This window comes from Gordonia sp. CPCC 205333 (assembly GCF_048537885.1).
GTDB lineage: Bacteria > Actinomycetota > Actinomycetes > Mycobacteriales > Mycobacteriaceae > Gordonia.
The window spans coordinates 548,336-573,921 of record NZ_JBCLVI010000003.1 but is presented as its reverse complement, the minus strand read 5'-3'; the positions used below and the strand labels follow the sequence as shown (position 1 = coordinate 573,921).

Here is a 25,586-nt window from a genome sequence, read left to right as displayed (position 1 = left end):
ATGCGCGTGTCGAAGGATCCCACCGAACTCCACGATCTGCTGGCGCATTCCGAACCGAAGCGCACCAACCGCACAACGGTGCGTGCGACCGCGTTCGGACGGTTACGCTACGACATTGTCGGCGACGAGCCGATCCGGGACGCCGGACTCACACCGGAAGCGACTGCGGCTGTCGACAAGGCGCGGCATCTGGCCGACGAAGGTCGGCTGGCCGATGCGATCACGCTACTGAACAAGATCGGTGAGACTGCGCCGGGGAATGTGGAAATCGCCCGCACACTCGGCGTCCTCCACGATATCGCCGGCGACACCCGTAACGCCCGCTATTGGTACCGGCAAGCGATCGCGCTCGACGGCGACTTACTCAGCGTCGTCGCACTCGGCTCATTATTCGGTCGGGCGGGTCAGACGGCGGATGCGCTGGCCCTGCACTCCTACGCCTGGGACTATCGCATCGGCACCGCCCCCGACGTCGACAAGCTGATTTGCGAAAGTTATCTCGCCTCGGTTGCGCGCACCTTTGACGCAGTTGGCCTACGGGACGCGGCCGATCTGTCAATCCTGAGTCACGGGACGGAGCCGGTCTTCTTGTACTACATGGCTTTCGGACATCTCCTGGAATCGCATACCGACGATGCGGGTCGGATCGTCAGTGCGGCTCTGGCCGAACTCGCACCTGATGACCGGCTGGCACAACCTTTTCTCGATCTCCGAGCGCGGATCAACGGATTAAGCACCGCGACGACAGGCGCAGGCGCCGAGGCGGGACCAGCGCCAACGACGCGCGAAGTCCATTTAGATGTCTCTGAGCTCAATGCCCTTGTTGCGCATCACCTTCCACCTCGGGGCGAATACGGGGTCGCGACCGTTCGGGCTGACTTCGGTGAATTGCGTTTCGATCTCTACGGACCGAAGGAGGTCTATGGGACATGGCCGGACCATTTCGACGCCATCTACGCGACAACGCAATCGGCCGAACGCGCCTTTTCCTACCAACTCCACGACGATGCAATCGAAATACTCACCGACTTGCTGCGCAGCTCGCCGGATTTCATGCCGGCACTGCGTCTGCTATCTGACTGCTATGTGGCACAAGGCAATTACGCCGAGGCCGAATACTGGATCAAGCAGTACATCGCCTACGCTCAGCGCCTTGAGGGCGTGTACGCGCTGAGTACGGTCCTTCGGCAGCTCGGCCGCCGCGACGATGCGCTGTGGCTCCTCGACTACCTATGGCATAGTCGCATCGAACTCGACTCCGACGTGGGTATTGGAGTGGCGCGTGATCTGTTGTGGATGCTGTCCGCCGAGCCGGAAAATGGCCGACTGATGGTATCGATCGGTGAACGCGCCGCTACCGAATACGGGCGTGACGCGTGGATCGACTTCTATCGCGGGCTGGGCTATCTATTCGTGCGTCGCATCGTCGAGGGGGTTGACACGCTACGAACGCTGCTCACGTACGTCGGCGCGAATGACGAGTTGCGACGTCGGGCAGAGACCTTGATCGCCGAGCATAGTTGAGACTAAAGGCCGCAGATCGTCGGTCGTAATATCCTTAAGGTGATATTCAACAACAGCGAACCCACGCCAGTCGGTGCACGGCCATTTCCAGTATTGATGCAGCCGGTAGCGGTGGCATTCCATCGCAATGAGCAGATTCGCGTGATGGGTGATGAAGCCGCACAACGGATTTGGCGACCAATGCGTATCGCCGTCGGCATCGCGGTGATTCCCAGTGCCGCACTGTGCGCATTGTGGACCTGGAGCGACGGATGGTCAGGTCTCGTATTCTGCTCGCCGCTCCTGCTCATTCTCACTGGCCTGATAGCGCTGACCCAATTCCGTTCATTCGCCTCCCACGCGTTGACTTGCGGACATAGCGGTCCTGATTTTTCCTTCGCCCTCGCGGTCGGCGACGCATTTATCGACGTGGCGATTCATGACGTCGCACTGGTTCGGCTGCCTTACGCTCAGATCAAGGAAGTCCGTTTACTGAGTTCGGTGATCTTGATACGCCGCACCTCCCAGGCACTCCAGCTCCTCCCCCGAACACTAGTTTCACCCGAGCTAATCAATCATTTACGCACTTCTGGAGTTGTCGTACGCGAATAGGATTCGCCGCAGCGTGCGATCTATCGGGAGGCGTACCCGACGGACTGTAGTATTACCAATATGACATTTAACATGGGGGAAGTGGCTCCGGCCGGCCAGCAGCCGTTTCCGGCGCTGACCGCACCGCAAGCGGTTGTTCATGCCACGCTCGCCGAGACGACCGCGATGGCGAAAGAGGCCGCGCGGCGGCACGCGCGCACGCCGCAGTATCTCATCCTGCCACTGCCGGTGGCGCTTCTGTTCTGGCTCGCCGTCGGACGCGAGGATGGAACAAGCGGCCTGGTCACGACGGTGGTCTTCGTCACGCTATTTTCCGGGTTCTGGTTACTTATCGCACCACGGTCGTTGGTTCCAACCTTTGTGACGGTGCTCGCTGGTGACGCCACTCGACCCGGATATGCATTCGCCGCCTCGTTCGATCAGACCTCGATGGATATCGCGACACACGAGATATCAATTGCCCGGGTGCCCTACCACTCGATCAAACATCTGCATGTCTTGAACAGCGTCGTCCTGGTGCGCGGCGATACCCGCGTGGTCTTTCTGTTTCCCCGTGCCCTGCTATCACCGGCAAGTATCGATTATCTTCGCGCCGCGGGCGTGCGCGTACACGCTTAGCCCACGCCGGGTCGTGTCACCGCACTGCGGCCAACTCCAGCGCAGTCGCCGCGTCTTCGGCAACCAGGTCCGCATTCACCGCGGCTCCGGCCATCACGCCAGCGCCCGACGACACCGACACCATCGCACTCAGATCGGCGATATTGCCCGCAGCCCACACCCCGTCGATCGGCGTTTTGCCCATCAACCCGGTCTCGACGAAATATCCCATCGGATGTTCGGTGACTTCACCTCCGAGCCATTCGTAGACCTGCGCCCTTGCCTCGAATTTCGGCCCGACGACGACTGCGTCAAGCGGATACTCGGCGCCGTCGGCCAGAACTACCGCTCGAACCTCGGTGCCCTCTCGATCAAGCCGCGATACCTCACCCTCAACTACCGGAATACCCAGCGCGGCAAGCTGTTTCAGTGACTCAACATCGGGTGTCGCGGTATGCGCGAACACCGTCACGTCGTCGCTGAGCTGGTTGAACAACAGCGCCTGGTGAGTTGCCATCGGCCCGGTCGCGAGAATGCCGATACACTGCCCCCGCACCTCGTATCCGTGGCAATACGGACAATGCAGCACCGTCTTCCCCCAGCATTGCGCGACGCCGTCGACTTCCGGCAGCACATCAACGAGGCCGGTCGCGAGGATCAGACGACGTGCGACGATTTCCCGACCCGACGCCGTCGCGATCGAGAAGCCGTCGGCTGCCCGTGTCGCCTCGCTCACGGCGTCATCGACGAATCTCACACCGTACGCGATGGCCTCGGCCCGGCCGGCGGCGACGAGTTCAACCGGCGAAATGCCTTCGCGGCCAAGCACATTATGCGCATGATCGGAGGGTGCGTTACGCGGCCTGCCCGCGTCGACCACCACGACCGACCGTAATGAGCGGCCTAGTGCGATAGCCGCACCGAGACCGGCGGATCCACCGCCGATCACCACGACGTCGACGTGATCTTTACTCAAGTTGTTGGAAGTCATATTCATTACCCTAGCGGTGTCATGCCCTAAGCGCATATAGTCTTGCGCATGAAGCAAGAATCACCGTTGGTCGACCTCGACGTCGTGGTGCGGCAACGCATTCGAAGTCTGCGACTAGCGCGGGGCTGGTCGCTCGACACTCTCGCCGCGCGTTGTTTCCTCAGCCCGTCCACACTGTCACGCCTGGAAACGGGCCATCGTCGGATGGCACTTGACCAACTAGTACCCATCGCACGCGCACTGGGCACGTCGATCGATCAACTGGTCGAACCCATTGATGACACTGATGTCGTGATCCGGCCTGAGCCGCAGCAATGGCCCGGACGTACGACGTGGATTCTGTCCCGCGACCGAGCGGTCAACGGAGTTACGGTAGCCAAGATGCGAATCGAACCAACGTTGCCCGATTCTGATCGCATGCGGGTACACCCTGGCCACGACTGGTTCACCGTGTTGTCGGGGACGTTGCGGTTACGACTGGGCGATCGCACCATCTTCGTGGAGAGCGGCGATGCCGCAGAATTCTCCACGATGATTCCGCATTGCCTCGCCGCCAACGACGTTACGACCGAAGTGCTGACCATCTTCGATCGTGAAGGCGAACGCGCACACTTACACACGCCCGCCGACGAGAACGACTAGCTCTCGTTGGCCGCCTCTTGATCGGCGACAGCCTTCTCGATATCCAATTCGACGACCTGCCCCACCAGCGATTCGAGGGCCTGCGGCGGCAACGCGCCAGCCTCGTTGAACACCAGGTAACCCTTCTTGAAAACCATCAAGGTGGGAATGGAGCGAATGTTGGCCGCTGCCGCGAGCTGCTGTTGCGCTTCGGTGTCGACCTTGCCGAAAACCAGATCGGGATACTTCTCCGAGACACGCTCGAAGACGGGACCGAACTGCTTGCACGGACCACACCATTCAGCCCAGAAATCAACGAGCACAATGTCGTTGTCCGCGACGGTCTGATCGAAGGCTTCACCGGTCAGTTCAATAGTTGCCATGGTGGGTCCAACGCATAGCGCACCCAATTTGTTTCGTTAGACCGTGAAGCCCAGAGCCCGGAGCTGTTCGCGGCCGTCGTCGGTGATCTTGTCCGGACCCCACGGTGGCAGCCACACCCAGTTGATCTCCATTTCGGTACACAAACCGCTCGAAACCAACGCCGCACGCGTCTGATCCTCGATCACGTCGGTCAGCGGGCAGGCAGCCGATGTCAGTGTCATGTCGATCTTCGCGACCGCGTCATCAGTCACGTCGATGCCGTACACGAGTCCCAGATCCACGACGTTGATACCCAACTCGGGGTCTACGACGTCGCGCATGGCCTCTTCGACATCATCGACCAGCGGCAACGATGTCGCGACCGGCGCGGGCGGCGTCGGGGCGGGCGCGGGCGCGGGCGCTTGCTCCGTCGGCGTCCCGGTCTGTTCCGTATCGGTCTGTTCGGTGACTGTCTGTTCGGTCAATGTCTCTTCACTCATGCCGATTCCTCATTCGCGTCCCGGTCCAGATGTACTGCTTGACTCAGTGCATCCTTGAATGCCATCCATCCCAGCAGTGCGCATTTCACGCGCGCCGGATACTTGCTCACACCGGCGAAGGCTACGCCGTCCCCGATGATCTCGTCATCACCCTCGTCGGCTCCCCGCGAGGTCAACATCGCATTGAACGAGTCAATGGTCGCCAGTGCCTCGCCAATCGGCAGCCCGACGATCTGATCGAACAGCACCGACGTCGACGCCTGCGATATCGAACACCCCTGCCCGTCATAGGAGATGTCAGCGACTGTCGAACTGTCATCGGACAGGGCAACACGCAGGGTCACCTCGTCGCCACAAGTCGGATTGACGTGGTGTACCTCGGTCGCGAACGGGTCACGTAAGCCCCGGCCATGCGGATGTTTGTAGTGATCGAGGATCACTTCCTGGTACATCTGCTCCATTCGCATGGCCTATGCCACCCCGAAGAATTTCTGCGCCTTGGTGATCGCCGCGGCCAGTGCGTCAACCTCTTCGAGCGTGTTGTACGCGGCGAACGAAGCACGCGCCGTCGCGGCCACACCGAACCGCCGGTGCAGCGGCCACGCGCAATGATGCCCCACCCGGATCGCGACGCCTTCGTCGTCGAGAATCTGCCCGAGATCGTGAGCATGAATACCGTCGACGAGGAAAGACACCGCGCCACCGCGGTTCTCGGCGGTCTCCGGCCCGACGATACGTAGACCGTCGATCATGGCGAGTTTCGACAAGGCGCGCTCAGTCAGCGAATGCTCATGTGCGGCAATCGCTTCCATTCCGTATCCGACCAAGTATTCGACCGCGGCACCCAAGCCGACGACCTGCGACGTCATCGGCACACCCGCCTCGAACCGCTGTGGCGGCGCGGCGTAGGTGGAGACCTCCATCGTCACGGTCTCAATCATCGAACCACCGGTGATGAACGGTGGAAGCTGATCGAGCAGTGTGGCCTTCCCATACAGAACGCCGACACCCGACGGTCCGAACATCTTGTGCCCGGAGAACGCCGCGAAGTCGACATCGAGTGCACCGAAATCTACCGCCATATGCGGCACCGACTGGCACGCGTCGAGCACCACGAGCGCACCGACCGAACGCGCACGTCGCACGAGTTCGGCGACATCGGCAACAGCTCCGGTGACATTCGACTGATGCGTGAACGACACGATTTTCACGGTGTCGTCCAACTCGAGCGAATCGAGATCGATACGCCCGTCGTCGGTAACGGAGTACCACTTGAGAGTTGCGCCCGTACGGCGGCAAAGTTCTTGCCACGGAACGAGATTCGCGTGATGTTCCAGCTCGGTGATGACGACGGTGTCGCCCGCGCCGAGCGCTTTGCCGCCAAAGATCGACGCACTACGCTCGTCGCCAAGCGTGTAGGTAACCAGATTCAGCGACTCCGTGGCGTTCTTGGTGAACGCGAGTTCGTTGGCCGTCGCACCGACGAACGCGGCTATCGCCTCACGTGCGTGTTCGTACGCGTCGGTCGCTTCCTCGGCGAGTTGATGCGCGCCCCGGTGCACCGCGGCGTTATGTGTGACAAGGAAGTCCCGCTCGGCATCGAGGACCTGAAGCGGTCGCTGCGATGTCGCGCCGGAGTCCAGGTACACCAGCGGTTTGTCGTCGCGCACTGTCCGCGACAAGATCGGAAAATCCTGCCGCAGACGTGCGACGTCGAGCGTCTGCGTTGTGTCGGTGGCGATGCTCATTGCGTGCCTCCCAGCGGTGGGTGAACTACTTAGCTGCCGCAGCGCTGGTGAAGCGCACGTAGCCGTTCTCTTCGAGCTCATCAGCCAATTCGGGACCTGCCGACTCGACGATCCGGCCGTTGACGAAGACGTGGACGAAATCGGGTTTGATGTAGCGCAGAATCCGGGTGTAGTGCGTGATCAGCAGCACGCCACCGTTCTCGCGGTCTTTATACCGGTTGACGCCCTCGGACACGACGCGCAGCGCGTCCACGTCGAGGCCGGAGTCCGTCTCGTCGAGAATCGCGATCCTGGGCTTGAGCAAGTCGAGCTGCAGGATCTCGTGGCGCTTCTTCTCACCACCGGAGAAACCCTCGTTCACGCTGCGCTCGGAGAACGACGGATCGATCTCCAGATCGGTCATCGCTTCCTTGGTCTCCTTGACCCAATGTCGAAGCTTCGGCGCTTCGCCACGAATCGCGGTCGCTGCGGTCCGCAAGAAGTTGCTCATCGACACGCCGGGAACCTCGACCGGATACTGCATGGCCAAAAACAGTCCGGCGCGAGCACGTTCATCGACCGACATCTCCAGGACGTCTTCGCCGTCCAGGGTGATGGTGCCACCGGTGACTTCGTATTTGGGGTGACCGGCGATGGCGTAGGACAGAGTGGACTTTCCCGAACCATTCGGTCCCATAATCGCGTGTGTCTCACCGGATTTCACGGTCAGATTCACACCCTTGAGGATATGGATCGGCTCGGCGTCGGCGTCGGTCTGCGCGACGTTGACGTGCAGGTCGCGGATTTCGAGTGTGGTCATGTGGTGGTGTCTTTCCTTGGGCTGTTAGGTTCTGGGATCTCGATACGACCTCGGCTAGCGCCTCGGTCTACACGATCAGCGGGTGGTGGACTCGGTAAGCGGGTGGCCCGACGCCTCAGGCGCCGGCCGACTCCAGTTCGGCTTCGATCGCCGCCGACAGGCGTTCACGCAGGTCGGGTACCGAGATCCGCGCGATGATTTCGGCAAAGAATCCGCGGACCACCAACCGTCGGGCCTGATCCTCCGGAATACCGCGGGCCTGCAGATAGAACAACTGCTCGTCATCGAATCGGCCGGTGGCACTCGCATGTCCGGCACCGACGATCTCACCGGTCTCGATCTCCAGATTCGGCACCGAATCGGCGCGCGCGCCGTCGGTCAACACCAGGTTGCGGTTGAGTTCGAAGGTGTCGGTGCCTTCCGCTTCCGGTCGGATCAGCACATCACCAATCCATACGGTGTGCGCTTCGCGAGCCCGATTGCTCGGATCCCCCTGCAGCGCACCCTTATACGTGACATGCGAACGACAGTTGGGCTGGCTGTGGTCGACCAGCAGACGCTGTTCCAGATGCTGACCGGCGTCGGCGAAGTACAGGCCAAGCAGTTCAGCGTCACCGCCGGGACCGTCGTAGTGGACAACTGGAGCCAAGCGAACCAGGTCGCCGCCCAGACTGACCGCGAAGTGACGGATCACCGCGTCGCGGTTGAGCAGCACATGATGGGCCGCGACGTGGACGGTGTCGTCGGCCCAATCGTGAATATTGACGACGGTCAGGTGCGCGGAATCACCGACGATGAACTCGATATTCTCGCCGTAGGTTCCGCTGCCCTTTTGGTCAATGACCACGACTGCCCGCGCGAATGCCTCCAGTCGAATCTGTAGATGACCGAAGGCCACCTCGTCCACACCCGGACCATCGATGGTGACGGTGATCGGATCGGCGACCTCAACCTCACGTCCGACGGTTATCACAGTCGCCGACGTGAATGACGAATACGACTGTGCGGCAACGCGATCGAACGGTGCACCCCCCTCGCCGAGTCGTTTGTCAGAGCGTTCTACGGTCTCGACGGTGACGCCGACGGAGACACCTTCGACGGTCACAGCGGCGTCGGCGGTGCGGACCGCGGAGCCATCGTGCAGTCCACGCAGGCGGCGAAACGGAGTGAACCTCCACGCCTCTTCGCGGGGACTCGGTACCTCGAACGCATTGACGTCGAAGGAGGTAAACATCTCCCCCTTATTCGTCACAACACCGGGATGGCCGGTTTCATTCGGCCCGCTCGCTACGCTCCCGGCGCCGGTGTCATTCGGCCCGCTCGCTGCGCTCCCGGCGCCGGTCTCAACGGCATTCGCTACATTCTCTGCGGCACTCATTTAGCCGACGGACCCTTCCATCTGGAGTTCGATCAGGCGGTTCAACTCGAGGGCGTACTCCATCGGCAATTCCTTCGCGATGGGTTCGACGAAGCCGCGCACGACCATCGCCATCGCCTCGTCCTCAGTCAATCCACGACTCATCAGATAAAAGAGCTGGTCGTCGGAAACCTTGGAAACCGTGGCCTCGTGACCCATGGTGACGTCGTCCTCGCGGATGTCGACGTACGGGTAGGTGTCACTGCGGCTGATCTGATCGACCAGCAACGCATCACACTTCACCGTCGAGCGACTGCCGTGTGCCCCGTGGTTGATCTTGATCAGACCCCGGTACGACGCACGGCCACCGCCACGGGCAACCGACTTGGAGATGATGTTGCTCGAAGTGTTCGGTGCCAGATGGACCATCTTCGATCCGGTGTCCTGATGCTGCCCCGGCCCGGCGAACGCCACCGAGAGCACCTCACCCTTGGCATGTTCACCGGTGAGCCAGACTGCGGGGTACTTCATCGTGACCTTGGAGCCGATATTGCCGTCAACCCATTCCATCGTCGCGCCGGCTTCTGCCTTGGCACGCTTGGTGACCAGGTTGTAGACGTTATTCGACCAGTTCTGGATGGTCGTGTAACGGCAGCGGCCACCTTTCTTGACGATGATCTCGACAACGGCCGAGTGCAAGGAGTCGGTCTTGTAGATCGGCGCGGTACATCCCTCGACGTAGTGCACGTAAGCACCCTCGTCGACGATGATCAGCGTCCGCTCGAACTGGCCCATGTTCTCGGTGTTGATGCGGAAATACGCCTGCAGCGGAATATCGACGTGGACGCCCGGCGGGACATAGATGAACGACCCGCCTGACCACACCGCGGTATTCAGCGCGGAGAATTTGTTGTCACCCGCCGGGATCACCGTGCCGAAATACTCCTGGAAGAGTTCCGGGTGCTCCTTGAGTGCGGTATCGGTGTCGAGGAAGATGACGCCCTGCTGCTCGAGGTCTTCGCGGATCGAGTGGTAGACGACCTCAGATTCGTACTGTGCCGCAACACCGGACACCAGACGCTGCTTCTCCGCTTCGGGGATGCCGAGTCGGTCATAGGTGTTCTTAATGTCAGCGGGCAGGTCATCCCAGGTGGCGGCCTGCTTTTCGCTCGACCGCACGAAATATTTGATGTTGTCGAAGTCGATGCCATCGAGATCGCCGCCCCAGCTCGGCATTGGCTTGCGATCGAAGATCTTCAATGCCTTGAGGCGCTGCTGCAGCATCCACTCCGGCTCGCTCTTCTTGGCCGAGATGTCCTCGACGACGGCGTCGGACAGGCCGCGCTGAGCGCTGGCACCCGCCTCGTCGGAGTCGGCCCAGCCGTAGCCGTAATTGCCCAGCGACGCGATGGTCTCTTCCTGGGTCAATTGCCCTGCATTGGGTGCCGCAGTGGGCACCGTGGGGTCGGTCACCGTCATGGCAATGCCTTTCTTTCTCGGTTTCGACGCGGGGGCTGTCGCGACGACGGACGAACTACTACTTGCTTTCGTGCTCAATCCACGTGATTCAACGGCACATTCGTTGTGCAGGCGCAGTCGCCGTTGGCGATGGTCGCCAACCGCTGTACATGTGTGCCGAGCAACTCGGTAAACACCGCGGTCTCCGCTTCACAGAGCGCCGGGAATTCCGCGGCGACATGAGCCACCGGACAATGGTGTTGACAGATCTGCACGCCGTTGCCGACGTGCCGGGTGTTGGTCGCGTATCCGGCGCCAGTGAGTGCCGAGGCGATCTTCTCGACGGTCGCCGACACGGCATCGGCCGATGCCGCGGGTTCGATATGTTCGGTGATCCGCTCAACACGATCCCGAGCGAACTTCTCGACGGCCGCTTCACCGGCCGCCTCCCGGAGCGCGCGCAATGCCGCGCCGGCCAGATCGTCGTACGCGTGTCGCAATTTGCCACGTCCGGCAGCTGTGAGTTGAAACCATTTCGCTGGTCGGCCTCGACCACGATGTCCGGCCGCGGCGCCATATTCGGCACTGGACGCTTCGACGTCGCCAGCCGAGGTAAGGGCATCGAGGTGCCGACGTACGCCGGCTGCACTAATACCCAGACGTTCGGCGATATCACTGGCCTTGAGCGGCCCGTCCTGCACCAGCAGTTTGATCACCGCATCGCGTGTCTGACCATCGGCTGAGCCGGGCAGCAGGTCATCGCCCGCTGCCTGAGCACGCTCAGTCGAATAGTCGCTCACGCTTTTCACAACACCAGTGTGACGTAAATACTTCCCCACTGCCAAGCAAGGGTCGCCTAAGGTCTGCTCTGACACCCGGTGGGCCGCGCGACGCACCCGTGGGCGACGCGAGTAGATACAGTCATCGTCGTGCCCAATGCCCTACTGGACTACCTCGGATTGACGTCGGCATCGAGTCGCCGTGTGCCGAAACCGGCCCGCGATGCCGATCAGCCGGGCGATTACGGCGTTGCCATGGCCCGTATGCACGACGATGAGCCCGAGGTCGGACCGCTCAACGCGGCCGAGACCCGACGCCTGCACCGCATCAAACTCTTCGGCGCCACTGGCTCGATTCTGCTGTTGATCGGCTCATTGGGTTCGGGCGCCATCCCGGTCCTCCAGAATCCGGTGGCTGGCATGCGGGTGTTGTCGCTGCCGTCGCGGATGTGGAGCACCGCGCTCACACTGTCGATCGGCGGCACGATCATGCTGGTTGTCGCCTGGCTGCTGCTGGGCCGCTTCGCGGTTGGGCGCTTCAGCGTCGAGGTCTATCAAGGTCGTAGCCCGGCCCGACGGATGACCCGCAGGCAGGCCGACCGGACGCTGATGCTGTGGATCGTCCCGATCGCCATCGCGCCGCCGCTGCTGTCGAAGGATATCTACTCGTACCTCGCGCAATCTGCGATCGCTTACCGGGGGATGGATCCGTATGTGGTTAGCCCGATCCGCGGCCTTGGCGTCGACCACATCCTGACTCGCTCGGTGCCGAATCTGTGGCGCGACACTCCCGCGCCGTACGGGCCGTTCTTCCTCTGGATCGGTGAGCAGATCACCCGGGTCACCGGCGATAACATCACCGCCGCTATCTTCCTGCATCGAATACTGGCGCTTGTCGGTGTGGCGCTCATTGTGTGGGCACTCCCCCGCCTGGCCCGACGCTGCGGGGTATCTTCGGTCGCCGCATTGTGGCTCGGCGCGATGAACCCGCTACTGCTCCTTCACCTCGTTGGCGGCATCCACAACGAGGCTCTGATGCTCGGTCTGATGCTGGTCGGATTGGAGTTCTGTTTCCGCGGCATCGACTCGGCCAGGGATCTACTCCGCCGTGACGATGTCGGCTGGACGCGGTTCACGCCGAGCTCAGCCGGTTGGATCTTCATCCTCGGCGTAGCCGTCATCTCGACGTCCGCGATGGTCAAGGCGACGTCGATCCTCGCGTTGGCCTTCGTGGGCGTAGCGCTCGCAAGACGTTGGGGTGCAACTCTTCCGGCGCTGCGCCATGCTCCACGCTCACAATGGTGGGCACGATCCAAACAGTCGGTCTACGCGCTCGCCGCAGCCGCCGCGGCGACCGGCACCGTCCTGATCGTGGTGGTCGTCGGCATCTGCATGGGCACCGGTCTGGGCTTCGGCTGGACCAAGACGCTCAGTACCGGCGACGTCGTGCGGTCGTGGATGTCGATGCCGACACTGCTGTCGGTGACGTCGGGCCGGTTCGGCATCGGATTGGGCCTCGGCGACCAGACACAGGCAATCCTCGACGTCGTGCGGCCCATCGCTCAGGTCATCGCGGGTCTGTTCGTCATCCGATGGATGCTGGCGACGCTCGCGGGGCGACTGCACCCAGTTGGTGCCCTGGGAATCGCGATGGCGACGGTTGTGCTCCTCTCGCCATTTGCCCAGGCGTGGTACCTGCTGTGGGCTGTCGTGCCACTGGCCGCGTGGGCTACCGGACGTTGGTTCCGCCTCGTCGCCATCGCGATCTCCGCGATCATGGCGATCGCAGTCATGCCGACGAGTTCGAATACCAGTGGCGTGGTGCTCGCCCAGGGCGTCCTGGCCGGCGTGATCATGGTTGCCGTGCTCACCGCCCTGTTCTTCGAGGAACTTCCGTGGCAGCGACGCCGTCGTGAGCGACGGGCCGACGCGTCCGCGTGAGGCAGTTAACATCGACGCCGACCGGCGTACGGCGCGGGCGCGCCACGACATAGGCTGATCGTCGTGCCCGTGGACATCGACGACCCGAAACCAGCGGCAGTACGTGTACGCGGGCTACGGAAAAGCTTCGGGGCGCGGACTGCGGTAGACGGCCTGGATCTGGATCTGCCATCGGGCAGCGTTCTAGCCCTCCTCGGACCGAATGGGGCGGGTAAGACCACCACCGTCGAGATCTGCGAAGGCTTTACCCGGCCAGATGGCGGCCACGTCGAAGTCCTCGGACTCGACCCAACCGATCACAACGACCAATTGCGCAGTCGCATCGGCGTGATGTTGCAGGGCGGCGGCGCTTACCCCGGCTCGCGGGCGGGTGAAATGTTGCGGCTCTGCGCGGCATATTCGGCTGACCCGCTCGACGTCGACTGGCTGCTGTCGGAATTGGGCCTGACCGATGTCGCGCGAACCCCCTATCGACGACTATCCGGAGGGCAGCAGCAACGCCTCGCCCTCGCGTGTGCGATCGTCGGACGCCCCGAACTCGTCTTCCTCGACGAGCCGACTGCGGGACTCGATGCCCACGCCCGAATTCTGGTGTGGGAGTTGATTTCCCGGCTCCGCGACGACGGGGTGTCGGTACTGCTGACCACACATCTGATGGACGAGGCCGAGGAATTGGCCGACCAGATCGTCATCATCGACTCCGGGCGGGTCGTCGCTGCGGGGACACCCGAAGAGTTGACGTCGCGCGGCGCCGACGGTGAATTGCGTTTCTCCGCCACCGGCGACGTCGATGTCGAATCCCTCGCGGCCACGCTGCCCGCCGGATATCGGGTGACTGGATCGAGCCCGGGTGCCTATGTCGTCGTCGGAGATGTGACGCCGTCGGTAATCGCGGCGATCACCGCGTGGTGCGCCGAGCACAATGTTCTGATTTCCGAACTGCGAGTCGACACTCGCAGCCTTGAGGACGTCTTCCTCTCGTTGACCGGCCGAGAGGTTCGCTCATGAATCGTTTTGCGCCAGGAGTTTTCGCTCCTCGCCCGCAGGCCGCGTCGCTGCCGAAGATGCTCGCGGCCCAGTCCCGGCTGGAATTCATCTTGCTGCTGCGCAATGGTGAACAGTTACTCCTGACCATGTTCATCCCGATCACGCTGCTGATCGGGCTATGCCTGCTGCCACTCGACACCAGCCTTGGCTCGGACCAAGCGGCGCGCGCCACTACCTTCGTGCCGGCGATCATGACGGTGGCCGTGATGTCGACGGCATTCACCGGGCAGGCCATCGCGGTTGGCTTCGACCGGCGCTATGGGGCGCTCAAACGACTTGGAGCGACGCCAATTCCGCGGTGGGGCATTATCGCGGGCAAGTCGATCGCGGTGACCGCCGTGGTGATCCTGCAGTCTCTCATCGTCGGTCTGATCGGCGTGGTCTTCGGATGGCGGCCGGAACCAGTAGGGCTCGCCCTTGGCGCGATCGTCATCGCCATCGGCACTGCCGCGTTCGCAGCACTCGGGCTGCTCCTGGGCGGCACGCTCAAGGCCGAGGTCGTGCTGGCGCTGGCGAATCTGATCTGGTTCGTGCTGCTGGGTATTGGAAGTCTTGTGGTGCTGTCGTCGTCGATCCCCGACTGGGTTCACTGGGCGGCGCGCTGCTCACCGTCGGGCGCACTCACCGAGGCGTTGGGGCGGGCGGCAGCCGGATCCTTCGACGTCTTCGGCGTCGTTGTTCTATTGCTGTGGGCCGCTGTCGGTGGCCTGTTCGCGGTCCGCTGGTTCAAATTCCAGTAAGCGCTCCCGGCGCTAGTTCGCCTTCGCGGTCGTCAACTCGACGTCGCTGTCGACTTTCCGGGGCCCCATCACCTGATACAGGATCGCCGTCTCGGCGATGACCGAACACGCACCGGCCACGTGCAAAACGACTAGCAGGGCCGGCACGTTGGTGAAGTACTGAACGATGCCGATCAACGACTGCGCACCCGCAACCGCCAAGACAATCTTCACGCGGCGTCGTACGTTCGCGCTGGCATCGCCCCGCCAGACCTGTGCCGCAACGACGAAGAGCACCGCGAAATAGGTGGCAACCAGCAGCCCGTGGATCAACGACAACGCCGGAATACTCGCATGTAGCCGATCGATGGCCTCGGGGTGTGTTCGATCACCCGCGTGCGGACCGGCACCGGTCACCGTCACACCGGCCGCGAGCACCAACGCCATGACCGCACCGGATAACGCCACCAGTCGTCGAGTCGCGGGAGGTGCCTCGGCTCGCACCTCGCCGTCGTCATCCTCGGCGACCTTCACGTAGAGGGTCGCCGCGATCCAGACCATCGCGCACGAGACGAGCATGTGGGCGCCGACGACCCACCAACTCAATCCGGTGAGTACGGTGATGCCGCCAAGCACCCCTTGGAAGAATGTCGATGCCGGCATGATCCAGGCGTAGACGAGCACTTCTCGCCGTCGACGCGCTCGGGTCACCGCGAGAACGATTGCGGCCGAACAGGTTACGACGATCCACACGGCGATCTGCCGGTTGCCGAATTCAATCGCCTGATGCCACCAGGGCACTTCGTCGGACGCCAATGGAACAAGCGAATCGTCGAAACACTTGGGCCAGGTGGGGCAACCTAGACCGGAAGCTGTCACTCGCACGATCGAGCCGGTGACCGCGATCAGCGCTTGGCTGAGCAGGACAGCGAGCGCGATCCGACGTTGCGTCCGAACGGTCGGAAGCGGAAGGTAGTCGACCAACCGCAGGAAGCCGCGGTACACAACGTTCTGACTCACGCTGCTCATACTACGGCCCGTCGTAGTGTCTGTTTCAGGCCCTACAGGGACGCATGATTGCGGGCTTTGGGAAACCGGCGCTGTCGTGCGACCCAGCCTGCCATCTGCCGGTAGTGCGACGGCTTGACGGTCGTCGCCGACACCAATTCACGATCCCACTCGCCAACGCTCAAGCCATCGACGGCGTTGACGACTGCTTCCGCGGTCGCGACGTCGGGAACGACGCGGTCGCCGAGGATGCCGCCCGCCTTGCCGACGAGAGTGATTCGTACTCCTGCGGCGCCGATCGGCGCGATCACCGCGGTGGCTTCTCCGCCTTCTCGCGAAATGAACCGTCGGATCGTCGAGACAATGTCGCCGGGCGCTTCGACTGCGGTCGCTTCGGTCGCGGTCGCTTCGGTCGTCGTATCGTCATCGCTCATAGTGCAAAAGCATACTTCGTCAGCTTGCCCGCTCAATGAGGCCCGACTCCGAAGTGTAAAAATGTTAGCCATGCGGGCAATTCAGGTGATCGCGCACGGTGGACCAGAGGTACTCGAGTACGGCGAGGTGCCCGATCCCCGCCTCAGATCGACGGATCTGCTGGTTGAGACCACGTCAGTCGGCGTGAATTTCATCGACACGTACTTGCGTCGAGGGCACTACTCGTCGCAGCCGCCGTATATCCCCGGCTCCGAGGGCGCCGGGGTGATCAAGGCGGTTGGCACTGACGTGACGCATTTCTCGGTCGGCGATCGAGTGGCCTGGTGCGATGTCCCTGGCAGTTATGCCGAGTTGGTCGCGGTACCGGAAGCCCGGGCGGCTCGCGTACCAGCCGAAGTGTCTGACGAGATTGCCGGAACACTGTTGCTTCAAGCCCTTACCGCCCACTATCTGCTCGACGGCAGCGCATACCCCCAGGCCGGCGACACGATTCTCGTCCACGCCGGGGCAGGTGGCGTCGGGTTGATCCTGACTCAGCTCGCACATGCGAAACATCTACATGTCATCACGACGGTGTCGACCGACGAGAAGGCCGAGGTGTCAAAGGCTGCGGGTGCGACGCATGTACTGCGCTATGCGCCAGACCTTGGCGCGCACGTACGCAAACTCACCGACGGCAAAGGCGTACGAGTTACCTACGACGGCGTCGGGAAGGACACCTTCGACGCGAGCTTGTCGGCAACCGCGGTCCGCGGCACCGTCGTCGTATTCGGAGCGGCGAGCGGCGCGGTCCCACCCTTCGACTTGCAGCGACTCAACACATCCGGTTCTTTGTCGTTGACCCGCCCGACGCTTGCGCATTTCATCGCCGACCCCGACGAATTCCGTTGGCGTGCAGGCGAAGTATTCGATGCCGTGCGCAAGGGTAAGCTCGCGCCGCGCGTCGGGCAGACCTATCCGCTCGCCGAAGCGGCGCAGGCGCATTCCGACTTGGAGTCGCGGGCTACGACGGGGTCGATCGCGCTGATCCCGTAGGGGTATGTGGCCACGAATGAAATCGTGGCGTGCCGAGGGGCACCGGCTTAGAAGTAGCTGCCCACGGTCGGCAGATTCACGACGGCGTCAATGGCAAGTCCGCAGAACAGAATCGCCAGATATTCGTTGGATTGCAGGAACACCTTGAGTGGCGCGACCTCATGGCCACGTTTGGTGTCGCTGTACAGCTTATGGACTCGGTTGAGGAACCACAGTCCGGCCAATAGCGCGACGGTGCCGTAAATCCAGCTCGCTCCCCACACCAGAATCAGGGACGCGACAACGGTCGCCCAGGTGTAGAACACCATCTGGCGAGTCACCTGGATCTCGGTGGCAACCACTGGCAGCATCGGAACCCCGGCCGCTTTGTAGTCCTCCTTGTACCGCATCGCGAGTGCCCAGGTATGCGGCGGAGTCCAGAAGAAGATCACCGCGAACAGCACAAGTGGTTGCCAGCTGATATTGCCGGTCACCGCGGCCCAGCCGACCAATGTCGGCATACAGCCGGCCGCACCGCCCCACACGACATTCTGAGAGGTACGACGTTTGAGAATCAGTGTGTATACGCCGACATAGAAGGCGATCGTCACCATGACGAGCACTGCCGAGAGCAGATTCGCGGCCCACCACAGCACCGCGAATGACGCTGCAGCCAAAACGACGCCGAAGATCAAGGCGCTACGGGTGCTGACCGCATGCCGCGCGAGCGGCCGACGTTGGGTCCGGCGCATTTTCTGATCGATATCGGCGTCGGCGACCATATTGAGCGTGTTCGCGCTGCCCGCGCCAAGCCATCCGCCGACCAATGTCGCCGCGATCAGACCGATATGAACATGTCCGCGGTCGGCCTGAAGCATGACCGGAATCGTTGCCACCAGAAGCAGTTCGATAACCCGCGGCTTGGTGAGTGCGATGTAGGCGAGAATCGTGCTGCGGATACGCGAAGATCGCGAGCCCGCGGCGGCCGGGTCGGCGTCTGCGGGGACCGAGGAATCCCCGCTGGTTACGCGTTCCCCAAGTCTCACTACTTCTCCTCATCCGACGAACTACTACGAAGCATGGTAGACCGTGGCCCGCGAACAACCGTAATCGCGTGGGCGCGCTCACCGGTACTCCGCCACAGTGCGGTCGAGTACTTCCGACTAGGCTTGAACTTACCGCCAGGCTCACAACTCATCAGGAGAGAAGCACCATCGTGGTCGATTCCGCCGAGATCCGCACCCTCACCCAGTCTGCTCATCCGGCTGATTGGACTGATACCGACACACGCGCTGTCGATACGGCCCGTCTGCTCGCCGCCGACGCCGTCCAGAAATGCGGCAGCGGACACCCCGGCACCGCGATGAGCCTCGCTCCGCTGGCCTACACCCTGTTCCAGCGAACCCTGCGGCACGACCCAGCCGACCCGCACTGGGTTGGCCGCGACCGTTTCGTCTTGTCCTGTGGTCACTCCAGCCTCACTCTGTACGTTCAGCTGTACCTCGGCGGATTCGGTCTGGAACTCGACGACCTCAAAGCCCTGCGCACCTGGAACTCACTTACCCCCGGCCATCCCGAATTCCGACATACCAAAGGCGTTGAGATCACGACCGGGCCCCTTGGCCAGGGTCTTGCCTCGTCAGTAGGTATGGCAATGGCCGCCCGCTACGAGCGCGGACTTTTCGACCCCGATGCCGCACCTGGCTCGAGCCCCTTCGACCACTTCATCTATGTCGTCGCCTCCGACGGTGACATCGAAGAAGGCGTTACCTCCGAAGCGTCGTCGCTCGCGGGTACTCAGCAACTCGGCAACTTGATCGTGTTCTACGACGCCAATCAGATCTCCATCGAAGACAACACCGACATCGCGCTCTCCGAGGATGTCGGCAAGCGTTACGAGGCATACGGCTGGCACGTGCAGCATGTCGACGGCGGCGAGAACGTCACCGGAATCGAAGCCGCGATCGAAGCGGCCAAGGCTGTCACTGATCGCCCGTCGATCATTGTGTTGCGCACCATCATTGGATTCCCAGCGCCGAATAAGATGAACACCGGAGCCGCGCACGGCGCGGCCCTCGGCGACGACGAGGTCGCCGCGACCAAACAGATCCTGGGCTTCGACCCACAGCAGACCTTCGAGGTCGCCGACAATGTCATCGCCCATACCCGTGAGCTCATCGAACGCGGCGAGAAGGCGAAAGCGGCCTGGCAGGGCGACTTCGACGCGTGGGCATCGACGAACCCCGAAGGTAAATCCCTATTCGACCGTCTGCAGGCGCACGAGCTGCCCGACGGCTGGGCCGATGTCCTGCCGTCCTGGGAGCCGGACGAAAAGGGCGTCGCGACGCGCGCCGCGTCGGGCAAGGTGCTCGGTGCGCTCGGTCCGGTTCTGCCCGAATTGTGGGGCGGCTCAGCTGATCTCGCCGGATCGAATAACACCACGATCCCGGGTGCGAAATCCTTCGGACCGACGTCCATCAGTACGTCCACCTGGTCGGCCGAGCCCTACGGCCGCACCCTGCACTTCGGCGTTCGCGAGCATGCGATGGGTTCAATCCTGTCCGGGATCGTGCTGCACGGACCAACGCGGGCCTACGGCGGCACCTTCTTGCAGTTCGCCGACTACATGCGCCCCGCGGTCCGGTTGGCGTCGGTGATGGAGATCGACCCGATCTACGTCTGGACCCACGACTCCATCGGCCTGGGCGAGGACGGCCCGACACATCAGCCGGTCGAACACCTGGCCGCACTGCGCGCCATCCCCCACCTCGACGTTGTGCGTCCGGCCGACGCCAACGAGACCGCGTACGCCTGGCAGACACTGCTCGGTCGTCGACGCAACCCGGTCGGGTTAGCACTCACCCGCCAGAACGTACCTGTCTTGGAGGGCACATCCCTCGAGGGTGTCGCGGCCGGCGGTTATGTGCTGTCCGATGCCACAGGCGAGCCCGAGGTCGTGCTGATTGGCACCGGCTCGGAAGTGCAGCTTGCAGTCGAGGCGCAGAAGACGCTGGCGGACAAGGGAATTGCTGCCCGGGTGGTCTCGATGCCGTCAATCGAGTGGTTCGATGAGCAGACCCAGGACTACCGCGACCAGGTGTTGCCGCCAGCTATTCCGCGCGTTGCCGTCGAAGCGGGCATCGCGATGCCGTGGTACCGCATCGTGGCCGGCGGCGAGATCGTGTCACTTGAGCACTACGGCGCATCGGCCGATTACAAAGTTCTCTACAACGAGTTCGGTATTACCGCCGACGCTGTCGTGGCAGCCGCCACGCGCGCACTCGGCAATTAACTCGACATCGCACCTAAACCCACACAGGCACCACCCAAAGCCGAAGGGACCCCCGCAATGACACAGAATGACAAGCTCGCCGCGCTGTCGCAGGCCGGCGTATCGGTCTGGCTAGATGACCTCTCGCGTGACCTCATCGCCACCGGCCGTCTCGAAGAACTGATCAAAACCCGATCGGTTGTCGGAGTCACCACCAACCCGTCGATCTTCCAGGCCGCACTGTCCAACGGCGCGACCTACGCGGGACCGATCAGCGAACTCGCCCTGCGCGGGGCCGACGTCGACGCCGCCATTCGTGCGGTCACCACCGACGACGTCCGCGATGCCTGTGACGTCTTCACTCCGGTATTCGAAGAGACCGACGGCGTCGACGGTCGAGTGTCGATCGAAGTTGATCCGCGGCTGGCGAATGACACCGACGGCACGGTAGAGCAGGCCATCGAATTGTGGAAGCTCGTCGATCGCCCCAATCTGTTCATCAAGATCCCGGCAACCAAAGCCGGCCTGCCCGCTATCACCCGGGTGCTGGCCGAGGGCATCAGCGTGAACGTGACGCTGATCTTCTCCGTCGAGCGCTACATCGAGGTGATCGAGGCGTACCTGAACGGACTCGACGCCGCCTACCAAGCCGGGCAAGATCTCTCGAAGCTGCATTCGGTCGCGTCATTCTTCATCAGCCGTGTCGACACCGAGATCGACAAGCGACTCGATGCCATCGGTACGCCGGCCGCGTTCGAACTCAAGGGCAAGGCCGGCCTGGCCAATGCCCGCTTGGCATATGCCGCCTATCAGAAGGCGTTCGAGGTGGAGACCCGCTTCCCCGATCTCGCCGCGCACGGCGCACGTCCTCAGCGTCCGCTGTGGGCGTCGACCGGCACCAAGAACGCCGACTATCCCGACACTCTCTACGTGAGCGAACTGGTCGCGCCGCATACGGTTAACACCATGCCCGGCAAGACAATGGAGGCCTTCGCCGACCACGGCTGGGTCAACAATCTGTCGATCATTGGCACCGAGGCCGCATCGCGCGCCGAGTTCGACGCCATCGCTGCCGCCGGCGTCGACCCCGCCGACGTATTCACCGTCCTGGAGACCGAGGGTGTCGACAAGTTCGAACAGGCGTGGAACGAGCTGATCGCGGCTACCGACGAGCAGCTGGCCGCGGCCCGCGCCTGACCACATATGCCCGCGACCCGCAGCAGTACCCGAACCAATCCGCTGCGCGACCCACGCGACAAACGGCTCCCGCGTATCGCCGGACCGTGCAGCATGGTGATCTTCGGTGTCACCGGCGACCTCGCACGTCGCAAGTTGATGCCGGCCATCTATGACCTGGCCAACCGCGGTCTCCTGCCGCCCAGTTTCTCGCTGGTCGGATTCGCCCGGCGCGACTGGGCAACCGAGGATTTCAGCCAGATCGTGCACGACGCCGTAAAAGCTCACTCGCGCACGCCTTTTCGCGAGGAAGCCTGGCGCCAGTTGTCCGAAGGTTTTCGCTTCGTCCAGGGCACCTTTGACGACGACGATGCGTTCGACCGCCTCGCCCAGACTCTTGGTGAACTCGACGCTGAGCGCGGCACCGACGGAAACCACGGTTTTTATCTGTCGGTGCCACCAGACGCATTCCCGGTGGTCTGCGGGCAATTGAAACGGTCCGGCCTCGCCGCGCCCGACAACGGCCGCTGGCGCCGAGTGGTGATCGAGAAACCCTTCGGTCACGATCTGGAGTCGGCGCGTCAGCTCAATGCTGTGGTCAACAGTGTTTTCCCGGAGGAGTCGGTGTTCCGCATCGACCACTACCTGGGCAAAGAGACGGTGCAGAATATCCTGGCGCTGCGATTCGCCAACCAGCTCTTCGATCCGCTGTGGTCAGCGCATTACATTGACCATGTCCAGATCACGATGGCCGAGGATATCGGTCTCGGTGGTCGGGCCGGGTACTACGACGGTATCGGCGCCGCGCGCGACGTTATCCAGAATCACCTGCTGCAACTGCTCGCCCTGGTGGCGATGGAGGAGCCGGTGTCGTTCGAGCCGAGCCAATTGCAGGCCGAGAAGATAAAGGTCCTGTCGGCGACGCGCAATATCCTTCCGCTGGAAGAGAATTCGGCTCGCGGCCAGTACGGACCCGGATGGCAGGGCAGCGAGAAGGTGTGCGGCCTGCTCGACGAGGAAGGCTTCTCCGCCAACTCCACGACGGAGACCTTCGCGGCTATCGCTCTTGAGGTCGATACCCGGCGTTGGGCCGGCGTCCCGTTCTACCTTCGCACTGGAAAACGGTTGGGGCGGCGCGTCACAGAGATCGCGTTGGTGTTCAAACGCGCACCGCATCTCCCCTTCGATCAGACAATGACCGACGAGCTGGGCCAGAATGCGTTGGTGATCCGAGTACAGCCAGACGAAGGTGTCACGCTGCGCTTCGGTTCGAAGGTGCCGGGGTCGTCGATGGAAGTGCGCGACGTCAATATGGACTTCTCGTACGGCCAGGCCTTCACCGAGTCCTCACCCGAGGCGTATGAGCGCCTGATCCTCGACGTGTTACTCGGCGAGCCGTCGCTGTTCCCGGTCAATGACGAGGTCGAATTGTCTTGGGAGATACTGGATCCCGTACTCGACGGATGGGCGGCCGGGGGCCGGCCCGAGGAGTATGAGTCTGGGACGTGGGGCCCACACGGTGCCGACGCGATGATGGACCGCACTGGACGAGTTTGGCGGCGGCCATGATCAAGAAACTTCCCGATACCTCAACTACCGAGGTCTCCAAGACGCTGGTCAAGATGCGTGACACTGGCGGTGCGGTGACATTGGGTCGAGTGCTGACGCTGATCGTTAAGACGGAAAAAGGTGATGACCTCGAGGCCGCGATCGCGGCGGCCAATGACGCCAGCCGCGAACATCCCTGTCGCGTGATCGTCGTCGCCGCCGCCGACCGCAAAGGCGCGGCGCGGCTCGACGGCGAGATCCGAGTAGGTGGTGACGCCGGCGCATCAGAGGTCGTCGTACTGAATCTGTTCGGCGAGTTGGCCAATCACGCGCACGCGGTGGTGATCCCGTTCCTGCTACCTGACACGCCAGTAGTCACCTGGTGGCCGGGCACCGCGCCGGCAAATCCGGCGAAAGACCGCCTCGGCAGACTGAGCCAACGTCGAATCCTGGACGGCACCAATCGATTCGACTCGGCCGCAGTGCTGACCAAGCGAATCAAGTCGTACTCCCCCGGTGACACGGATATCGCCTGGGCTCAGATCACGCCGTGGCGCGCGATATTGGCCGCTGTGTTCGACCGGGAAGGGCTCACCGCGAAAAGTGCGCGCGTCAGTGCACCCGGACCTTCGGTTGGACTCGATCTACTCGGTGGGTGGGTCCAGGCAAGTCTCGACGTGCCCGTCGAGCGGGTTACCGGCGAACTGGTGATTTCGGTGGACTGCGAACAGGGGCCGGTGGCGCTGACCTCTGTCGGCAAGGACACGATTGTGACCACTCCCGGCCGGCCGCCAGGTCGGGTCCCGTGGCAGATCCGCACCGTCGGCGAATGTCTCGCCGAGGAATTGCGTCGACTCGACGCAGACGAGATCTACGAACTTGCCCTGCACGGGACTACCCGACTGATCCGAAACCAGAGGTGATCTGACTTGTCGACGCAACTCATCTACCCATCCAAATCTGAATTGGTCGATGCCGCGGCGGACCAGCTCATCGGCGCGATCAGCGATGCGATTACCGCGCGCGGGGTCGCGTTGATTGTGCTGACCGGCGGTAGCAACGGTGTCGCACTGCTTGAAACGTTGCGCGCGCGTAGCGGCGAGATCGACTGGTCGAAGATCGAGTTGTTCTTCGGCGATGATCGATTCGTGCCGGCTGACGACGCCGAACGCAACGTCGGGCAGGCGGCGTACGCATTGCTCAACCACATCGGCATCGACCCATCCCGTGTTCACGCGATGGCGCCGAGCGACGGGCAATTCGGCGACGACATCGACGCTGCGGCAGCCGCGTATGCGGCGGATATCGCGGGCATTACGCCCGGCGAGCCCTCCCCCCGTTTCGATATCCACTTGCTCGGAATGGGTGGCGAAGGCCATATCAATTCATTGTTCCCACATACTCCGGCAACCGCAGAGGACAGTAAAGCTGTTGTAGCGGTTAGTGATTCACCCAAGCCGCCGGCGCGTCGGATTACCCTGACGCTACCGGCCATCAACCGCTCACGACAGGTGTGGTTCCTGGTCGCCGGCGCTGACAAGGCGGACGCGGTCGCCGCGGGTGTCGGTGGTGCCAATCCTGCGGATTGGCCGTGCGCCGGTGCCCACGGGACCGAACAAACCGTGTGGTTCCTTGACGAGGACTCTGCGTCGAAGCTCGGTTAGCTAACTGAACCCGATCAGGTGTGCCGCACCCGAATCGGATTGAGGCTGACCACAACTCGATCCTCCGCTGCTTGGCTGGCCATAGACCCCAACGTCTGGCCGTAGGTAGCGATCAGCCTGCTCATGAAACTGCGCTCGGCGTCGTCGTCGACGATAGCGACGGTGGCGCGGACCTCGAGGGTGTGAAATGGATCGTCCGCCGCGATGGCGAAGAGCGTGGCCGTAGGTCGAGCGAGTAGGTTGTTGTACTTGACTCGGCCTTTCGCGAGTGACGTGCGCAGAACGCCGTCGTCGTCAAGCAGGACCCAGACGGCGGTCGTCTGAATGGTGCCGTCCTCGTTGAGCGTGCTCAACGCGACCGTTGACGAAGTCACGAGGTCATGATGGCTTTCCGGAATGGTTGTGTTGGCCATGTTCTGCTTTCGTCTGGTGCCC

General features: G+C 62.7%; 26 protein-coding genes. 13 read left to right on the top strand and 13 right to left on the bottom strand.

Translation table 11 applies throughout. The features are described 5' to 3' along the window. Positions 1–6 precede the first annotated feature (6 nt). The 3 genes from AAFP29_RS12910 to AAFP29_RS12900 are packed head-to-tail and all read left to right on the top strand — an operon-like array spanning position 7 to position 2,733. Positions 7–1,524, top strand: coding sequence for a tetratricopeptide repeat protein (locus AAFP29_RS12910; RefSeq protein ID WP_419217756.1), 1,518 nt, complete (start codon positions 7–9; stop codon positions 1,522–1,524). A 39-nt stretch (positions 1,525–1,563) separates the two neighbouring features. Beyond that, positions 1,564–2,115, top strand: coding sequence for a hypothetical protein (locus tag AAFP29_RS12905; protein WP_419217755.1), 552 nt, complete (start codon positions 1,564–1,566; stop codon positions 2,113–2,115). 60 nt (positions 2,116–2,175) lie between these two features. Further along, the gene (locus AAFP29_RS12900; protein ID WP_419217754.1) at positions 2,176–2,733 is read left to right on the top strand and encodes a hypothetical protein; all 558 of its coding nucleotides are present in this window, start codon (positions 2,176–2,178) and stop codon (positions 2,731–2,733) included. A gap of 16 nt (positions 2,734–2,749) precedes the next feature. On the opposite strand, the gene AAFP29_RS12895 is transcribed toward AAFP29_RS12900, so the two are convergent. Beyond that, entirely contained in the window at positions 2,750–3,703 is a 954-nt protein-coding gene (locus AAFP29_RS12895) for an NAD(P)/FAD-dependent oxidoreductase (protein ID WP_419217753.1), read from the bottom strand. A gap of 48 nt (positions 3,704–3,751) precedes the next feature. Between AAFP29_RS12895 and AAFP29_RS12890 the strand changes: the two genes are divergently transcribed. Then, positions 3,752–4,345: a helix-turn-helix domain-containing protein gene (locus AAFP29_RS12890; protein WP_419217752.1), complete on the top strand. Its 594-nt coding sequence runs from the start codon at positions 3,752–3,754 to the stop codon at positions 4,343–4,345. Here the strand turns inward: AAFP29_RS12890 and trxA are convergent. The 8 genes from trxA to AAFP29_RS12850 all read right to left on the bottom strand — a co-directional run bounded on the left by trxA (position 4,342) and on the right by AAFP29_RS12850 (position 11,349). After that, positions 4,342–4,707 carry a thioredoxin gene (gene trxA, locus AAFP29_RS12885; RefSeq protein ID WP_419217751.1) on the bottom strand — a complete coding sequence of 122 codons (366 nt, stop codon included), beginning with the start codon at positions 4,705–4,707 and terminating at the stop codon, positions 4,342–4,344. The two genes, AAFP29_RS12890 and trxA, sit on opposite strands and share 4 nt — an antisense overlap. A 36-nt stretch (positions 4,708–4,743) precedes the next feature. Continuing rightward, positions 4,744–5,187, bottom strand: coding sequence for a metal-sulfur cluster assembly factor (locus tag AAFP29_RS12880; RefSeq protein WP_419217750.1), 444 nt, complete (start codon positions 5,185–5,187; stop codon positions 4,744–4,746). Then, complete coding sequence (sufU, locus tag AAFP29_RS12875; protein ID WP_419217749.1) at positions 5,184–5,654, bottom strand: Fe-S cluster assembly sulfur transfer protein SufU; 471 nt, start codon at positions 5,652–5,654, stop codon at positions 5,184–5,186. The genes AAFP29_RS12880 and sufU overlap by 4 nt, the downstream gene beginning before the upstream one ends. A 3-nt stretch (positions 5,655–5,657) precedes the next feature. After that, a complete protein-coding gene (locus AAFP29_RS12870) occupies positions 5,658–6,935 on the bottom strand; it encodes a SufS family cysteine desulfurase (RefSeq protein WP_419217748.1) in 1,278 nt (425 codons plus the stop codon). A gap of 25 nt (positions 6,936–6,960) precedes the next feature. After that, positions 6,961–7,734 carry a Fe-S cluster assembly ATPase SufC gene (sufC, locus tag AAFP29_RS12865; RefSeq protein WP_419217747.1) on the bottom strand — a complete coding sequence of 258 codons (774 nt, stop codon included), beginning with the start codon at positions 7,732–7,734 and terminating at the stop codon, positions 6,961–6,963. Positions 7,735–7,849: 115 nt separating this feature from the next. Next, complete coding sequence (gene sufD, locus AAFP29_RS12860; RefSeq protein ID WP_419218095.1) at positions 7,850–8,968, bottom strand: Fe-S cluster assembly protein SufD; 1,119 nt, start codon at positions 8,966–8,968, stop codon at positions 7,850–7,852. A 144-nt stretch (positions 8,969–9,112) separates the two neighbouring features. Continuing rightward, a complete protein-coding gene (sufB, locus tag AAFP29_RS12855) occupies positions 9,113–10,570 on the bottom strand; it encodes a Fe-S cluster assembly protein SufB (protein WP_419217746.1) in 1,458 nt (485 codons plus the stop codon). A gap of 74 nt (positions 10,571–10,644) precedes the next feature. Continuing rightward, complete coding sequence (locus tag AAFP29_RS12850) at positions 10,645–11,349, bottom strand: helix-turn-helix transcriptional regulator (protein WP_419218094.1); 705 nt, start codon at positions 11,347–11,349, stop codon at positions 10,645–10,647. Positions 11,350–11,478: 129 nt separating this feature from the next. Between AAFP29_RS12850 and mptB the strand changes: the two genes are divergently transcribed. The 3 genes from mptB to AAFP29_RS12835 are packed head-to-tail and all read left to right on the top strand — an operon-like array spanning position 11,479 to position 15,056. Continuing rightward, positions 11,479–13,269 (top strand): polyprenol phosphomannose-dependent alpha 1,6 mannosyltransferase MptB, encoded by a 1,791-nt coding sequence (mptB, locus tag AAFP29_RS12845; RefSeq protein ID WP_419217745.1) that lies wholly within the window; start codon positions 11,479–11,481, stop codon positions 13,267–13,269. Positions 13,270–13,323: 54 nt separating this feature from the next. Further along, on the top strand, positions 13,324–14,277 hold the full coding sequence (locus tag AAFP29_RS12840; RefSeq protein WP_419218093.1) for an ABC transporter ATP-binding protein: 954 nt from the start codon (positions 13,324–13,326) through the stop codon (positions 14,275–14,277). Then, entirely contained in the window at positions 14,274–15,056 is a 783-nt protein-coding gene (locus AAFP29_RS12835) for an ABC transporter permease (RefSeq protein ID WP_419217744.1), read from the top strand. The genes AAFP29_RS12840 and AAFP29_RS12835 overlap by 4 nt, the downstream gene beginning before the upstream one ends. A gap of 12 nt (positions 15,057–15,068) precedes the next feature. Here the strand turns inward: AAFP29_RS12835 and AAFP29_RS12830 are convergent, their stop codons facing one another. Together AAFP29_RS12830 and AAFP29_RS12825 are read right to left on the bottom strand one after the other, a co-directional pair. After that, entirely contained in the window at positions 15,069–16,064 is a 996-nt protein-coding gene (locus AAFP29_RS12830) for a COX15/CtaA family protein (RefSeq protein ID WP_419217743.1), read from the bottom strand. A gap of 32 nt (positions 16,065–16,096) precedes the next feature. Further along, the gene (locus tag AAFP29_RS12825) at positions 16,097–16,477 is read right to left on the bottom strand and encodes a hypothetical protein (protein ID WP_419217742.1); all 381 of its coding nucleotides are present in this window, start codon (positions 16,475–16,477) and stop codon (positions 16,097–16,099) included. Between the two features lie 70 nt (positions 16,478–16,547). Between AAFP29_RS12825 and AAFP29_RS12820 the strand changes: the two genes are divergently transcribed. Further along, the gene (locus AAFP29_RS12820) at positions 16,548–17,513 is read left to right on the top strand and encodes a quinone oxidoreductase family protein (protein WP_419217741.1); all 966 of its coding nucleotides are present in this window, start codon (positions 16,548–16,550) and stop codon (positions 17,511–17,513) included. Between the two features lie 47 nt (positions 17,514–17,560). On the opposite strand, the gene AAFP29_RS12815 is transcribed toward AAFP29_RS12820, so the two are convergent. Further along, positions 17,561–18,538 carry a heme o synthase gene (locus AAFP29_RS12815; RefSeq protein ID WP_419217740.1) on the bottom strand — a complete coding sequence of 326 codons (978 nt, stop codon included), beginning with the start codon at positions 18,536–18,538 and terminating at the stop codon, positions 17,561–17,563. Between the two features lie 170 nt (positions 18,539–18,708). Between AAFP29_RS12815 and tkt the strand changes: the two genes are divergently transcribed. Genes tkt through pgl form a run of 5 tightly spaced genes read left to right on the top strand, consistent with a single transcriptional unit; the run spans position 18,709 to position 25,151 of the window. Then, entirely contained in the window at positions 18,709–20,784 is a 2,076-nt protein-coding gene (gene tkt / locus AAFP29_RS12810; protein WP_419217739.1) for a transketolase, read from the top strand. A gap of 57 nt (positions 20,785–20,841) precedes the next feature. After that, a complete protein-coding gene (gene tal, locus AAFP29_RS12805; RefSeq protein ID WP_419217738.1) occupies positions 20,842–21,960 on the top strand; it encodes a transaldolase in 1,119 nt (372 codons plus the stop codon). Between the two features lie 6 nt (positions 21,961–21,966). Beyond that, entirely contained in the window at positions 21,967–23,508 is a 1,542-nt protein-coding gene (gene zwf, locus AAFP29_RS12800) for a glucose-6-phosphate dehydrogenase (RefSeq protein WP_419217737.1), read from the top strand. After that, on the top strand, positions 23,505–24,410 hold the full coding sequence (locus AAFP29_RS12795; RefSeq protein WP_419217736.1) for a glucose-6-phosphate dehydrogenase assembly protein OpcA: 906 nt from the start codon (positions 23,505–23,507) through the stop codon (positions 24,408–24,410). Before zwf ends, AAFP29_RS12795 begins: the two co-directional genes overlap by 4 nt. Before the next feature lie 6 nt (positions 24,411–24,416). After that, on the top strand, positions 24,417–25,151 hold the full coding sequence (gene pgl, locus AAFP29_RS12790) for a 6-phosphogluconolactonase (RefSeq protein WP_419217735.1): 735 nt from the start codon (positions 24,417–24,419) through the stop codon (positions 25,149–25,151). A gap of 14 nt (positions 25,152–25,165) precedes the next feature. Here the strand turns inward: pgl and AAFP29_RS12785 are convergent, their stop codons facing one another. Continuing rightward, on the bottom strand, positions 25,166–25,525 hold the full coding sequence (locus AAFP29_RS12785) for a TIGR03618 family F420-dependent PPOX class oxidoreductase (protein WP_419217734.1): 360 nt from the start codon (positions 25,523–25,525) through the stop codon (positions 25,166–25,168). Positions 25,526–25,586 lie beyond the last annotated feature (61 nt).

What these genes read in the sequence shown, in the direction of transcription:
- AAFP29_RS12900 (WP_419217754.1), top strand. Translation starts at nt 2,176, where the DNA reads ATGACATTTAACATGGGGGAAGTGGCTCCGGCCGGCCAGCAGCCGTTT.
- AAFP29_RS12895 (WP_419217753.1), bottom strand. Translation starts at nt 3,703, where the DNA reads ATGACTTCCAACAACTTGAGTAAAGATCACGTCGACGTCGTGGTGATC.
- AAFP29_RS12890 (WP_419217752.1), top strand. Translation starts at nt 3,752, where the DNA reads ATGAAGCAAGAATCACCGTTGGTCGACCTCGACGTCGTGGTGCGGCAA.
- trxA (WP_419217751.1), bottom strand. Translation starts at nt 4,707, where the DNA reads ATGGCAACTATTGAACTGACCGGTGAAGCCTTCGATCAGACCGTCGCG.
- AAFP29_RS12880 (WP_419217750.1), bottom strand. Translation starts at nt 5,187, where the DNA reads ATGAGTGAAGAGACATTGACCGAACAGACAGTCACCGAACAGACCGAT.
- sufU (WP_419217749.1), bottom strand. Translation starts at nt 5,654, where the DNA reads ATGCGAATGGAGCAGATGTACCAGGAAGTGATCCTCGATCACTACAAA.
- AAFP29_RS12870 (WP_419217748.1), bottom strand. Translation starts at nt 6,935, where the DNA reads ATGAGCATCGCCACCGACACAACGCAGACGCTCGACGTCGCACGTCTG.
- sufC (WP_419217747.1), bottom strand. Translation starts at nt 7,734, where the DNA reads ATGACCACACTCGAAATCCGCGACCTGCACGTCAACGTCGCGCAGACC.
- sufD (WP_419218095.1), bottom strand. Translation starts at nt 8,968, where the DNA reads ATGTTTACCTCCTTCGACGTCAATGCGTTCGAGGTACCGAGTCCCCGC.
- sufB (WP_419217746.1), bottom strand. Translation starts at nt 10,570, where the DNA reads ATGACGGTGACCGACCCCACGGTGCCCACTGCGGCACCCAATGCAGGG.
- AAFP29_RS12835 (WP_419217744.1), top strand. Translation starts at nt 14,274, where the DNA reads ATGAATCGTTTTGCGCCAGGAGTTTTCGCTCCTCGCCCGCAGGCCGCG.
- AAFP29_RS12830 (WP_419217743.1), bottom strand. Translation starts at nt 16,064, where the DNA reads ATGAGCAGCGTGAGTCAGAACGTTGTGTACCGCGGCTTCCTGCGGTTG.
- AAFP29_RS12825 (WP_419217742.1), bottom strand. Translation starts at nt 16,477, where the DNA reads ATGAGCGATGACGATACGACGACCGAAGCGACCGCGACCGAAGCGACC.
- AAFP29_RS12820 (WP_419217741.1), top strand. Translation starts at nt 16,548, where the DNA reads ATGCGGGCAATTCAGGTGATCGCGCACGGTGGACCAGAGGTACTCGAG.
- tal (WP_419217738.1), top strand. Translation starts at nt 20,842, where the DNA reads ATGACACAGAATGACAAGCTCGCCGCGCTGTCGCAGGCCGGCGTATCG.
- zwf (WP_419217737.1), top strand. Translation starts at nt 21,967, where the DNA reads ATGCCCGCGACCCGCAGCAGTACCCGAACCAATCCGCTGCGCGACCCA.
- AAFP29_RS12795 (WP_419217736.1), top strand. Translation starts at nt 23,505, where the DNA reads ATGATCAAGAAACTTCCCGATACCTCAACTACCGAGGTCTCCAAGACG.